This is a genomic window from Arthrobacter sp. JB02-1C (assembly GCF_057748045.1).
The window spans coordinates 883,486-896,879 of sequence record NZ_CM173235.1 but is presented as its reverse complement, the minus strand read 5'-3'; the positions used below and the strand labels follow the sequence as shown (position 1 = coordinate 896,879).

The following is a 13,394-nucleotide window of genomic DNA, read 5'->3' as shown; positions in this document are numbered from 1 at the left end:
CAACTACATAACAACACCACATGTTGTAACCCACAGATTTCCCACCACCACCCCCACAGGGCGGAACGGTGCGGAGCACGAGTTACGGCGGTCATAGCGTGGGGGAAACGCCCGGTCCCATCCCGAACCCGGAAGCTAAGACCCACAGCGCCGATGGTACTGCACCCGGGAGGGTGTGGGAGAGTAGGTCACCGCCGGACACTAATTAGGTCGAGAGCCTCCAACCACCAGGTTGGAGGCTCTCCCCCTTTAACCACCCGACCCGGAAACACAGGCCAGCCCGTCCTCCGCAGACAGGCCCATGAGTTTGCGGGAGAGCTTCAATTCCGGGACCTGCACGGCCCGATGCCGGGCGGCCGGGAAGTCGTGGCCAGCTGCGGCACGAGTGCGGCCCCGTGTCCGGCTGCTACCAGCCGCAGAGTGGCATGGAAGGCGTCGCTGACAGGCGCGATCCGGGGGTGCAGGCCGGCGTTGGTCAACACGGCGTCCGCTACGTTGGACGCCCCGCGGCAGGACCAGGCCGGTTTCGCCCTGCGGACAGTCGCTCTCGGCCACGGGCAGCAAAGGCGCCGGCGCCAAGGACACCTCCTTCACTGCCTGCGCTGCCTCAACGTGCTGGAAAGCTACGACGACGGCACGCTGCTGGTGGAGGGACGGCATGGTGATCCAGCGCTTGAACCTCTTGGGGCGCCTCACCGCCGAGGAGAATGTAGCCTGTGCGCTCACTGAGGTACGCAAAATCTCCAAGTCCGCCGCCCGAGCCCGCGCCCTGAAGGAGCTGGCGAAAGTTGGCCTCGCTGAACATGCGCACAAGCGCCCACAACCAGCTCTCCGGTGGCCAGCAGCAGCGGTCGGCGATCGCCCGCGAAGTGGCGGACACCGTCCACTTTTTCGACGCCGGCGTCATCGTCGAGTCCGGCGTTCCGGCTGACGTGCTGCTCAACCCCCAAGGACAGCGAACCAAGTCGTTCCTCGCGAAAGTCCTCTAGCGGCGGCCTGGACCGCAGCCACAAAGGCCGGTGCGGCGCGGGTTCCGCGGGGATCGCACGGATCGCAACGGCGGGCTGGCCAACCCCGGCGGGTCCTGTTGCCTCATGTCAATACCTCCGGGAAGGTGCAGTCGTTGCCTCAGATGAAAACCTCCGGTTGTCGCGGTGGTTCCATCGTTCGTTCACGGCGGGTTTGATCGGGGCCGGTTGTTTGGCGGTAGCGAGGGTTTCGAGCCGGCCGGTGAGGGCCAGGATCTGCCGGGAGAGGGCGGCGGGGCGGATCTTCTTGTACTGGGCGTTCATCCGGATCACGGGCATCCGTGACAGGGCCGGGTGGGCGGCTGCGCGCCGGTGCGGGGTGGCTGCCCGGTCATGGGTTTTGCTGACTTTGGCTCCGTGGCGGACCTTGGCGATGAGTTTTTGCTGGGGCAGCAGGTAGTTGGTGAAGATCCGGTCCAGCTCCCAGATCTGGTTGAGCAGATCCAGTTCCGCGGCGGTGTCATAGCGGAGGTAGCCGACCAGCTCACGGACCCGGGACCAGTTCTTCTGCTCCACGTGCGCGCCGTCGTTCTTGTTGCCCGGACGGGACCGGGTGAAGGTGATGCGCTGCTGCAGGCAGAACTCGAAGAGCTCGTTGTTGATGAACTCGCTGCCGTTGTCCGAATCGATCCCGGCCACGGGAAACGGGAAGACCGCCAGGACATGCTGCAGGGCTGCGAAGACGTGCTTCTGCGCCTTGTTCGGCACGGACCGGTTCACGGTCCAGCCGGTCGCGATATCCGTGACCGTGAGGGTGAAGCAGAACTGGCCGGAACTGTTCGCTCCGTCGTGGCCGACCAGATCGATTTCCACGAAACCCGGCACCGCGCCGTCCCACTGGGCCCAGGTCCGGACCGGGATCTGGGACTTCAGCAGCGATCCGGGCTTGGTATGGGACCGGCCGTGGGGCAGCAGTTTCGCCCGCTGGCCCGCCAGCCGCCGGTCGATGGTCGCCGCGCTCATCCGGGACAGCAGCGCCGCCTGCGCGTCGGTGATGTCCAGGGCCTTCTCAGCCCGCAGCATCGGGACGAGATCGGGCAGCATCGGTGCCAGCAGCTTGCCCGCCGGCCCCCGCAACACAGCCCAGCACACCACGAGCCCGGCCTGCAGGTCCGCCCCGTACACCGGGGCGCGCCCGGGCCTGACCGGCCGTGGCCGCGGCGGATCGAGCGCATGCCGCAAGACCGCCCGCGCATGGTCCCGATGCCAGCCGGTCAACTCGACCAGTTCATCCAGGATCCGCCCCTTCCTGGCACGGTCACCGGCCCGGTAAGACTCAGCCAAATGCTTCGTCACCGCCTTGCGCTCACCCATCGTCAATCCCATCCCTCAAGGATCTCCGCCCCAGCCCGCCCCTGCCGGAGGTTTTCTCCTGAGGCAACGTATCCGGCTACGCGGAGGTTATTTGTGAGTCAACGCGCGGGTTTGCACTGGAGGCCGAGGAGGTGTATCGTTTTCTAAGTCGCCACGAGGGAGACCAGCCCACAAGGCTGGTGACCGGAGGCGGCCAATCCCCCGAAGATATTTCAAAACCAAAGTTCATTTGGCGATCTGTCGCCCGTGAAATTCGGTTGGGGCTGGTTCGTCCGCTGATGCGGATCCGGAAAACCGGATTTGCTTCGGAAGACGAAACCGGGTAAGTTTGAAAAGTTGCTCCGGAGCGATCCTGGACCGTTGGGTTTGGGTGGTGTCGGGTGTGTCTGTTGTTTGAGAACTCAATAGTGTGCCAAGTTTGTTGATACCAATTGTTTTATTGATTGGTTGTTTTGGCTGTGTTGTCCACCCCGTGGATGGCATGGTTTTTACAGCTGGTTTCAAATTTTGTGCATTGTGTGCATCCCGTTTTCCCGGGGGCGCATGGTGTGTCTGTTTTACTTCAACGGAGAGTTTGATCCTGGCTCAGGATGAACGCTGGCGGCGTGCTTAACACATGCAAGTCGAACGATGATCTCCAGCTTGCTGGGGGGATTAGTGGCGAACGGGTGAGTAACACGTGAGTAACCTGCCCTTAACTCTGGGATAAGCCTGGGAAACTGGGTCTAATACCGGATATGACTCCTCATCGCATGGTGGGGGGTGGAAAGCTTTTTTGTGGTTTTGGATGGACTCGCGGCCTATCAGCTTGTTGGTGAGGTAATGGCTCACCAAGGCGACGACGGGTAGCCGGCCTGAGAGGGTGACCGGCCACACTGGGACTGAGACACGGCCCAGACTCCTACGGGAGGCAGCAGTGGGGAATATTGCACAATGGGCGGAAGCCTGATGCAGCGACGCCGCGTGAGGGATGACGGCCTTCGGGTTGTAAACCTCTTTCAGTAGGGAAGAAGCGTAAGTGACGGTACCTGCAGAAGAAGCGCCGGCTAACTACGTGCCAGCAGCCGCGGTAATACGTAGGGCGCAAGCGTTATCCGGAATTATTGGGCGTAAAGAGCTCGTAGGCGGTTTGTCGCGTCTGCCGTGAAAGTCCGGGGCTCAACTCCGGATCTGCGGTGGGTACGGGCAGACTAGAGTGATGTAGGGGAGACTGGAATTCCTGGTGTAGCGGTGAAATGCGCAGATATCAGGAGGAACACCGATGGCGAAGGCAGGTCTCTGGGCATTAACTGACGCTGAGGAGCGAAAGCATGGGGAGCGAACAGGATTAGATACCCTGGTAGTCCATGCCGTAAACGTTGGGCACTAGGTGTGGGGGACATTCCACGTTTTCCGCGCCGTAGCTAACGCATTAAGTGCCCCGCCTGGGGAGTACGGCCGCAAGGCTAAAACTCAAAGGAATTGACGGGGGCCCGCACAAGCGGCGGAGCATGCGGATTAATTCGATGCAACGCGAAGAACCTTACCAAGGCTTGACATGAACCGGAAAGACCTGGAAACAGGTTCCCCACTTGTGGCCGGTTTACAGGTGGTGCATGGTTGTCGTCAGCTCGTGTCGTGAGATGTTGGGTTAAGTCCCGCAACGAGCGCAACCCTCGTTCCATGTTGCCAGCGCGTTATGGCGGGGACTCATGGGAGACTGCCGGGGTCAACTCGGAGGAAGGTGGGGACGACGTCAAATCATCATGCCCCTTATGTCTTGGGCTTCACGCATGCTACAATGGCCGGTACAAAGGGTTGCGATACTGTGAGGTGGAGCTAATCCCAAAAAGCCGGTCTCAGTTCGGATTGGGGTCTGCAACTCGACCCCATGAAGTCGGAGTCGCTAGTAATCGCAGATCAGCAACGCTGCGGTGAATACGTTCCCGGGCCTTGTACACACCGCCCGTCAAGTCACGAAAGTTGGTAACACCCGAAGCCGGTGGCCTAACCCCTTGTGGGAGGGAGCTGTCGAAGGTGGGACTGGCGATTGGGACTAAGTCGTAACAAGGTAGCCGTACCGGAAGGTGCGGCTGGATCACCTCCTTTCTAAGGAGCACCTACAACAACCACGCCAGGCGTTATGTCTGTGTGGTGGTGTTGTCAGGAGTAGGCCCGTTGCGCAGGCGATTGTTCTGCGGCGGGTGCTCACGGGTGGAATATCAACAAATAGCGGCCGCTGGTTTTCTGCCGGCACCCAGTACGGTCACTTGTTCCCTTCGGGGGGCGGGTTGTCCTGGAACGGTGCGGGGAGGGGATGGGCGGTTTAGTGTTTGGCACACTGTTGGGTCCTGAGGCAACAGGACCATGGCATGGGCGGGGTTTTCCTTTCGGGGGAGGCCTGGTTGGTGCTGTGGGGCTGGTTTGTTTCTGGTTTCCTGGCTGCATCGATCACGCGCGTTGACGTGGGTGGGGTGTGTGGTACGGGGTTGTTGTTTGAGAACTACATAGTGGACGCGAGCATCTTTTATAAGAAGCAATTTCCAAGAATATGAACCTGGATCTGGTTCCATGCCCTTGTGGGTGTGGGGTTGGTTTCGTGGTTCTCTCGTGAATTACTCCTTGATCTTTTGTGGTCAAGTTTTTAAGAGCACACGGTGGATGCCTTGGCATTAGGAGCCGAAGAAGGACGTAGGAATCTGCGATAAGCCTGGGGGAGTCGATAACCGGACTGTGATCCCAGGGTGTCCGAATGGGGAAACCCCGCCAGGGGCGCGAGTTACCTGGTGACCCGCATCTGAACACATAGGGTGCGTGGGGGGAACGCGGGGAAGTGAAACATCTCAGTACCCGCAGGAAGAGAAAACAATAGTGATTCCGTTAGTAGTGGCGAGCGAACGCGGATCAGGCTAAACCGTTCCATGTGTGATAGCCGGCGGGCGTTGCATGGTCGGGGTTGTGGGACTTTCCGTTCTGTCTCTGCCGGGACAGTGGGGTGTGTTGCATGGGCATAGGTGAGCGGTCTTGAAAGGCCGGCCAGAGAGGGTGTGAGCCCCGTAACCGAAATGCTGTCATGCCGCCTGGGAGGTATCCCGAGTAGCACGGGGCCCGAGAAATCCCGTGTGAATCTGTCAGGACCACCTGATAAGCCTAAATACTCCCTAATGACCGATAGCGGACCAGTACCGTGAGGGAAAGGTGAAAAGTACCCCGGGAGGGGAGTGAAACAGTACCTGAAACCGTGTGCTTACAATCCGTCGGAGCCATCATAGCTTGCTGTGTTGTGGTGACGGCGTGCCTTTTGAAGAATGAGCCTGCGAGTTAGTGTTACGTCGCGAGGTTAACCCGTGTGGGGAAGCCGTAGCGAAAGCGAGTCTGAACAGGGCGTTGCAGTGGCGTGATCTAGACCCGAAGCGAAGTGATCTACCCATGGCCAGGTTGAAGCGACGGTAAGACGTCGTGGAGGACCGAACCCACTTCAGTTGAAAATGGAGGGGATGAGCTGTGGGTAGGGGTGAAAGGCCAATCAAACTTCGTGATAGCTGGTTCTCCCCGAAATGCATTTAGGTGCAGCGTTGCGTGTTTCTTACCGGAGGTAGAGCTACTGGATGGCTAATGGGCCCTACAAGGTTACTGACGTCAGCCAAACTCCGAATGCCGGTAAGTGAGAGCGCAGCAGTGAGACTGTGGGGGATAAGCTTCATAGTCGAGAGGGAAACAGCCCAGACCACCAACTAAGGCCCCTAAGCGTGTGCTAAGTGGGAAAGGATGTGGAGTTGCGAAGACAACCAGGAGGTTGGCTTAGAAGCAGCCATCCTTAAAAGAGTGCGTAATAGCTCACTGGTCAAGTGATTCCGCGCCGACAATGTAGCGGGGCTCAAGTACACCGCCGAAGTTGTGGCATTCAGATTTTTGCTAAGCCCTTGTGGTTCAGGCGTCTGGATGGGTAGGGGAGCGTCGTGTGGGCGGTGAAGTCGCGGTGTAAACCAGCGGTGGAGCCTACACGAGTGAGAATGCAGGCATGAGTAGCGAAAGACGGGTGAGAAACCCGTCCGCCGAATGATCAAGGGTTCCAGGGTCAAGCTAATCTGCCCTGGGTAAGTCGGGACCTAAGGCGAGGCCGACAGGCGTAGTCGATGGACAACGGGTTGATATTCCCGTACCGGCGAAAAACCGCCCATGTTGAACGGGGGATACTAACCGCCCGAAGCCTGCCCGAGCGCCCTTGTGGTGTGAGGGTTTTGGTGGAGCGCGGGACCTGATCCCGGGAGGCAAGCGTATTAACAGGTGTGACGCAGGAAGGTAGCCGGGCCGGGCGATGGTTGCCCCGGTCTAAGGATGTAGGGCGAACGGTAGGCAAATCCGCCGTTCATGATGCCTGAGACCCGATGGGACCCCCGTATGGGGGGATCCGGTGATCCTATGCTGCCGAGAAAAGCATCGACGCGAGGTTTTAGCCGCCCGTACCCCAAACCGACACAGGTGATCAGGTAGAGAATACTAAGGCGATCGAGAGAATTATGGTTAAGGAACTCGGCAAAATGCCCCCGTAACTTCGGGAGAAGGGGGGCCCCTACCGTGATGGACACTTGCTGTCCGGAGCGTGGCGGGGCCGCAGAGACCAGGGGGAAGCGACTGTTTACTAAAAACACAGGTCCGTGCGAAGTCGCAAGACGATGTATACGGACTGACTCCTGCCCGGTGCTGGAAGGTTAAGAGGACCGGTTAGCCGCAAGGCGAAGCTGAGAATTTAAGCCCCAGTAAACGGCGGTGGTAACTATAACCATCCTAAGGTAGCGAAATTCCTTGTCGGGTAAGTTCCGACCTGCACGAATGGAGTAACGACTTCCCCGCTGTCTCAACCATAAACTCGGCGAAATTGCAGTACGAGTAAAGATGCTCGTTACGCGCAGCAGGACGGAAAGACCCCGAGACCTTTACTATAGTTTGGTATTGGTGTTCGGAGTGGCTTGTGTAGGATAGGTGGGAGACGTGGAAGCCCGGACGCCAGTCCGGGTGGAGTCATCGTTGAAATACCACTCTGGTCACTTTGGACATCTAACTTCGGCCCGTAATCCGGGTCAGGGACAGTGCCTGATGGGTAGTTTAACTGGGGCGGTTGCCTCCTAAAAAGTAACGGAGGCGCCCAAAGGTTCCCTCAGCCTGGTTGGCAATCAGGTGTCGAGTGTAAGTGCACAAGGGAGCTTGACTGTGAGAGAGACATCTCGAGCAGGGACGAAAGTCGGGACTAGTGATCCGGCGGTACATTGTGGAATGGCCGTCGCTCAACGGATAAAAGGTACCTCGGGGATAACAGGCTGATCTTGCCCAAGAGTCCATATCGACGGCATGGTTTGGCACCTCGATGTCGGCTCGTCGCATCCTGGGGCTGGAGTAGGTCCCAAGGGTTGGGCTGTTCGCCCATTAAAGCGGTACGCGAGCTGGGTTTAGAACGTCGTGAGACAGTTCGGTCCCTATCCGCTGCGCGCGCAGGAAATTTGAGAAGGGCTGTCCTTAGTACGAGAGGACCGGGACGGACGAACCTCTGGTGTGTCAGTTGTACTGCCAAGTGCACCGCTGATTAGCTACGTTCGGATGGGATAACCGCTGAAAGCATCTAAGCGGGAAGCTCGCTTCGAGATGAGATTTCCATACACCTTGTGTGTGAGAGGCCCCCAGCCAGACCACTGGGTTGATAGGCCGGATGTGGAAGCGAGGACTAACGACTCGTGAAGCTGACCGGTACTAATAGGCCGATAACTTACACCACACACCACCCGGGGCAAACGGGTTCAAAAGCGTTTGCCACCAACGGGCGGTACAAAGAAACAAGACTGCTTGCGTCCACTATGTGGTTCCCAAACAACAAACCCAACACCAGGGCACGTTGCAGGAACCAACAACTACATAACAACACCACATGTTGTAACCCACAGATTTCCCACCACCACCCCCACAGGGCGGAACGGTGCGGAGCACGAGTTACGGCGGTCATAGCGTGGGGGAAACGCCCGGTCCCATCCCGAACCCGGAAGCTAAGACCCACAGCGCCGATGGTACTGCACCCGGGAGGGTGTGGGAGAGTAGGTCACCGCCGGACACTAATTAGGTCGAGAGCCTCCAACCACCAGGTTGGAGGCTCTCCCCCTTTAACCACCCGATCTAACCACCCGACCCGCTCAGGGAAACACAGGCCAGCAGCCCCATGCCAAGCTCATCCCCGGCTCACGCCGGGCCGGCCGCGTCCGGCTGAATCCAGCAGGTTCGGAGTGCCGCGGCGGATGCGGAAGCGGCCCTGCACGGGCTGGTCAGGGAGGCTGTAGCGGTCTCCGCGACGCGCCATGAACGGTACCGCGTCCGCTGAGGGCTGAACTGGGATGCCAAAAGGTCTTCAATTCCGGATATTTTCCCAAAAAAGCGCGAAAACACGCGGAATTTGCGGCCTTGCGGCCGGCAAGCTGGTAAGTTTTCGAAGAGTGGCTTGCATGCACGCCGCGTGCAGGCTTCAGAAATTAAACCGTCCAGGAGGACATAAATGGCTAAGAACCGTAGTGAACTTGTTGCAGAGGTAGCTGGCAAGGCCGGCACCAGCCAGGCAGCCGTCAACTCCGTGCTCGATGCACTGTTCGAGGTTTTCGAGACCTCTGTCGCCGCGGGCGAAAAGATCACCATCCCGGGCTGGCTCGCCGTCGAGCGTACCGACCGCGCAGCCCGTACCGGCCGCAACCCGCAGACCGGCGAGACCATCCAGATCGCGGCGGGCCACAGCGTCAAGCTGACTGCCGGCTCCAAGCTGAAGGCTGCAGTCTCCAAGAAGAAGTAGTTCTTCGAACGCCTGAAAGGAGCGGCACCCCCACAGGGGTGCCGCTCCTTTCGCGTTCACCGCCAGCGCACGGATTCGGCACCCGGCCGGGCGTAGCGGACAATGGAATTGTGCCTTCAGCAGCAAACCCCCGTACCCCAGCAGCGCCCGCCCCGACCGGGGCAGGTCCGGTCGTCGGCGGCGCGCGGGGGATCCCGCGGAACTGGCAGCTGGCCGGCCTCGCTGCCCTCTTCCTTGGCCTGGTGGCGGCACTGCTTTTCTCCGGCGCGGCCGGTGCACGCTCCGTCTCCGACCCCGGGGCGCTGGTCCGGTGGGGCCTGCCCGTCAGCAAGGCTCTTCATAACGTCGCCTTGGCAACCGTCATCGGAGCCTTGATCTTCGCCGTCGGGATCCTGCCGAGGAACCTCAGCCGCCGCCAGTCCAAGGCCAAGGACGGTCTGGAACATCCCGCCTTTGCACGCGCGCTGTCCGTTGCCGCGATCGCCGGGGCCGTCTGGACATTGTCCGCTGTTGCCGTGCTGGTCCTGAGCTATTCGGACATCGCGGGCCAACCGATTTCCGGGGACCCGGAGTTTACCCGGTCCCTGGTCTACTTCATGACCGACATCGAAACTGGCAGGGCTTGGCTCGCTGTCGTCATCATCGCCGCCGTGGTCACCACCGCCCTGTTCGGCGTCCGTTCCCGCGGTGCCCTGGCGCTGACTCTGATCCTGGCCATGGTCGGGCTGGTCCCGGCTGCGTTGATCGGGCACTCGTCCAGCTCAAGCGACCATGAAGGAGCCATCAACTCCCTGGGCCTGCACCTCGTCGGAGTGTCCGCCTGGGTGGGTGGCATCATCGTCCTGGTGCTCCTCTCCGGCATCCTGGCCGCGGGCGCGCAGGGCCGCCCCGGCGGACCGGAAGACATCACGGAGCCCACTTTCCGTCGGTTCTCCGCACTGGCGGGCTTCGCGTTCGCGCTGGTCTTCACTTCCGGCGTCATCAACGCGAGCATCCGGCTCACCAGCTGGGCGGATCTTTTAGGATCCGCCTACGGCCAGCTCATCCTCGCCAAGGCGGTCGCCACGCTGGTGCTCGGCGGCATTGGCCTCATGCACCGGCAGTGGGTCATTCCCCAGCTCGGAGCCAAGGGCGCCGGCCTCTCGGCCCGCCGGGTGATCTGGCAACTCGTCTTCGTGGAGCTGCTGATTATGGGGGCGACGTCCGGGATCGCCGTCGCCCTGGGCCGGTCCGCACCGCCGCAGCCGCGCACCTTCGCGCCCGACGCCTCTCCGGCGTTCATCCTCTCCGGATACGAACTGCCCCCCGAACTGACCCCCCAGCGGTGGCTGACGGAATGGCGGCCGGACTGGCTGTGGGTTGCGGTGGCCGCCTTCGGCCTGGTCACCTACGTCTTCGGGGTCCGAAAGGTCCGGCGACGCGGCGATTCCTGGTCCTGGTTCCGCACGGTGAACTGGATGATCGGCCTGATCGTGCTCACTTACGTCACGTCCGGCCCGGCGTCGGTCTACGGCCGGATCCTGTTCTCCGCCCACATGATGGACCACATGGCGCTGACCATGGTGGCACCGATCTTCCTGGTCCTCGGAGCTCCGGTCACCCTGGCGCTCCGCGCGCTGACCCCGCGCCGGGACAGTTCCCGGGGCCCGCGCGAGTGGCTCCTGATCTTCGTGCACTCAAAATTCTCGCAACTCGTCACGCACCCGCTGTTCGCCGCCGCGAACTTCGCAGGGTCGATTGTGCTGTTCTACTTCTCGGATGCCTTCGGGTACGCCATGCGCGACCATGTGGGCCACGAACTCATGAATCTGCACTTTGCCCTGACGGGCTACATCTTCGTGCTGACCATGATCGGCACCGACCCGCTGCCGCGGCGTGCCCCGTACCCGATGCGGCTGCTGCTGCTGCTGGCCACGATGGGCTTCCACGCGTTCTTCGGCGTGTCCATCATGGGCGGCACCGGCCTGCTGGCCGCCGACTACTTCGGCAACCTCGGCCGCACCTGGGGGCCCTCCGCGCTGCTGGACCAGCAGATGGGCGGCGCCGTCGCCTGGGGGATCGGGGAGGTGCCCACCCTGCTGGTGGCCATCGGCGTCGCCGTCATGTGGTCCCGTTCCGATGCGCGGGAGTCCAAACGCACCGACCGGGCGGCGGACAGGAATAACGACGCCGACCTCACCGCTTACAACGATATGTTCGCCCAACTCGCCGCGCGCGACGCACGGCTGGCCGAACGCAACTCAAAGCTGGAAGGACGCTGATGAGCGAAACAGTACGCACCCACCTTCGGGTCAGGGCCTCCGAACTAGTGGGCCGGGGCTGGCTCAACACCGGCGGCAAGTCGCTGGACCTTGACGCCCTGCGTGGGAAAATCGTCCTGCTCGACTTCTGGACCTTCTGCTGCATCAACTGCCTGCACGTCCTGGACGAACTCCGTCCGCTCGAACAGCAGTACTCGGACGTCCTGGTGACCGTGGGCGTGCACTCGCCCAAGTTCGAGCACGAAGCGGACCCCGTCGCGCTGGCCGCCGCCGTCGAGCGCTACGAGATCCGGCACCCCGTGCTGGACGACCCCGAGTTGGACACCTGGAAGGCGTACACGGCCCGGGCCTGGCCGACGCTGGTGGTGATCGATCCCGAGGGGTACATCGTCGCGCACCTTTCCGGTGAGGGCCATGCGGACGGGCTGGCTGTGCTTATCCCGGAACTGATCGCCGAGCATGAGGCGAAGGGCACCCTGCACCGCGGCGACGGCCCCTACGTGGCCCCGGAGCCGACGTCGGGCACGCTGCGGTTCCCCGGCAAGGCACTGCACCTGCCGCCCGGCCGCGGCGCCGCCGGGGCTGACCCCGACGCCGGCTCCTGGCTGGTGACCGACACCGGCCACCACCGGCTGGTGGAGCTGTCCACCGATTTCGACACCGTACTGGGTACCTACGGCTCGGGTCAGAAGGGTCACGCCGACGGCGCCCCGGCGGACGCCCGCTTCAACGAACCGCAGGGCCTGGTCCTGCTCCCGCCGGACGTTGCGGCGAAGGCCGGTTACGACGTCGTCATCGCCGACTCCGTCAACCACAGGCTCCGCGGACTGTCGTTGTCCGACGGGACCGTCAGTACCCTCGCCGGAAACGGTGTGCAGCGGCTGCTGGAGACCGGACCGGCCCGCGTGGACGAGGAAGGCGCCGCCTACGGCGGGCGGCTGGAAGAGGACCCCTTGAAGGTCTCCCTGAGTTCGCCCTGGGACGTCGTATGGTCCCGCAAGCTCAACGCCGTCGTGGTGGCCATGGCCGGGGTGCACCAGATCTTCAGCTTCGACCCGGTCAGCGGTGCGGTGTCCATCGCCGCCGGCAACGGGCTCGAGGGCCTGCTGGACGGCCCGGCCGCGGAAGCCTGGTTCGCGCAGTCCTCCGGGCTGGGCGAAGACGCAGACGGCAACATCTGGGTGGCGGATTCCGAAACGTCGGCCCTGCGCAAGCTCGTGATCGCGGACGACGGCAGCATCACCGTCGAGTCCGCGGTGGGCAAGGGATTGTTCGACTTCGGTTTCCGGGACGGCCCGGCCGCCGAGGCGCGGCTGCAGCACCCGCTCGGAGTGACAGTCCTGCCCGACGGCTCCGTGGCCATCGCCGACACCTACAACGGTGCGGTGCGGCGCTACGACCCTGCAACCGGCACCGTTTCCACCCTGGCCCGCGGGCTGTCCGAGCCCTCCGACGTGATTGTGGACCACACCCAGGCGGCCGGCGCGGAGCCCTTGCTGGTGGTGGTCGAGGCAAACAAGCACCAACTCGTGTACGTGCCCATCCCGAAGGAAGCCCAGCAGGTGGACGAAGGTGCCTCACAGACCCAGCGGCCCAAGAGCCCCGTGGCCCCCGGACTTCTGTCCCTGACAGTGCGTTTCTCCGCCCCGACCGGGCAGAAGCTCGATGACCGCTGGGGCGACCCCACGCAGCTGAAGATCTCCTCCACGCCGCCGGAACTGCTGCTGGCTGGCGGTGGCACGTCGGTGGGCCTGCTCCGCACCCTGGAGCTGGCCAGCAATGTGCCCGAGGGTGTCCTGCACATCACTGCACGGGCCGCCGCGTGCGACGGTCCCGAGGATGATGGGGAAATTCCCGACCACGCAGCCTGCCACCTTTACCAGCAGGACTGGGGCATCCCCGTGCTTCTGCAGGCAGATGGCGACACCGAGCTGGTCCTCGACCTGCGCGGGATGGACTGACGCGCCGGACCGGCGTCCTGAGGCTGCC

The 13,394-nt window shown here is 62.2% G+C and carries 5 protein-coding genes and 4 rRNA genes; 8 read left to right on the top strand and 1 reads right to left on the bottom strand.

Annotated elements, in window-relative coordinates; translation table 11 throughout:
• Positions 1–83 precede the first annotated feature (83 nt).
• A 5S ribosomal RNA gene (rrf, locus tag AC3ANP_RS04210) occupies positions 84–200 on the top strand.
• A 603-nt stretch (positions 201–803) separates the two neighbouring features.
• Positions 804–989, top strand: coding sequence for a hypothetical protein (locus tag AC3ANP_RS04205; RefSeq protein WP_488332097.1), 186 nt, complete (start codon positions 804–806; stop codon positions 987–989).
• A 108-nt stretch (positions 990–1,097) separates the two neighbouring features.
• Here the strand turns inward: AC3ANP_RS04205 and AC3ANP_RS04200 are convergent, their stop codons facing one another.
• Positions 1,098–2,354: an integrase catalytic domain-containing protein gene (locus AC3ANP_RS04200; RefSeq protein WP_488331162.1), complete on the bottom strand. Its 1,257-nt coding sequence runs from the start codon at positions 2,352–2,354 to the stop codon at positions 1,098–1,100.
• 550 nt (positions 2,355–2,904) lie between these two features.
• On the opposite strand from AC3ANP_RS04200, the gene AC3ANP_RS04195 reads away from it, so the two are divergent.
• From AC3ANP_RS04195 to AC3ANP_RS04170, 6 genes are all read left to right on the top strand, one after another.
• A 16S ribosomal RNA gene (locus tag AC3ANP_RS04195) occupies positions 2,905–4,430 on the top strand.
• 525 nt (positions 4,431–4,955) lie between these two features.
• A 23S ribosomal RNA gene (locus AC3ANP_RS04190) occupies positions 4,956–8,091 on the top strand.
• Positions 8,092–8,304: 213 nt separating this feature from the next.
• Positions 8,305–8,421 (top strand): 5S ribosomal RNA (rrf, locus tag AC3ANP_RS04185).
• Together the 16S, 23S and 5S rRNA genes form the textbook arrangement of a ribosomal RNA operon.
• A gap of 435 nt (positions 8,422–8,856) precedes the next feature.
• Entirely contained in the window at positions 8,857–9,144 is a 288-nt protein-coding gene (locus AC3ANP_RS04180; RefSeq protein ID WP_024367639.1) for an HU family DNA-binding protein, read from the top strand.
• Between the two features lie 107 nt (positions 9,145–9,251).
• The gene (locus AC3ANP_RS04175; RefSeq protein WP_488332969.1) at positions 9,252–11,405 is read left to right on the top strand and encodes a bifunctional copper resistance protein CopD/cytochrome c oxidase assembly protein; all 2,154 of its coding nucleotides are present in this window, start codon (positions 9,252–9,254) and stop codon (positions 11,403–11,405) included.
• Complete coding sequence (locus AC3ANP_RS04170; protein WP_488332096.1) at positions 11,405–13,366, top strand: NHL domain-containing thioredoxin family protein; 1,962 nt, start codon at positions 11,405–11,407, stop codon at positions 13,364–13,366. The genes AC3ANP_RS04175 and AC3ANP_RS04170 overlap by 1 nt, the downstream gene beginning before the upstream one ends.
• The last annotated feature ends 28 nt before the right edge of the window (positions 13,367–13,394 follow it).